1 protein-coding gene is annotated in these 327 nt (G+C 31.2%); it reads right to left on the bottom strand.

Annotation, left to right across the window (positions count from 1 at the left end):
* Positions 1-62 precede the first annotated feature (62 nt).
* Positions 63-327, bottom strand: a 265-nt coding sequence (locus Z054_RS29750) for an outer membrane beta-barrel protein (RefSeq protein ID WP_035094054.1), incomplete at its 5' end; no start/stop codon positions are given.

Raw genomic sequence — 327 nt, forward strand, 5'->3', positions numbered from 1 at the left:
AGAGAATGAATAAAAAAAGCGCTCTGATAATTCAGAACGCTTTTACTTTATAAAAAGATATACTAGAATTTATATACAGCCCCAAGTACAAAAGAAGAAAGACTTTTTGTTGCCTCTCTATCATTATCGATAAAGAAATCTTCAGAAGTTGTATCTATTCTTAATTCTGGTTTAAGAGTTAACTCTCCAATAGTATAATTTCCTGTAAGTGTAGCTGTGATAACATCTCCATCACCTTGTGTATCTAAACCAATTACATCTGTTAACCCTCCATTATAAACCGAGAAATATTCTCCTCTTATTCCTATAGCGAATTTTTCAGATGTT

Source organism: Aquimarina macrocephali JAMB N27, assembly GCF_000520995.1.
In the GTDB taxonomy this organism is placed as follows: domain Bacteria; phylum Bacteroidota; class Bacteroidia; order Flavobacteriales; family Flavobacteriaceae; genus Aquimarina; species Aquimarina macrocephali.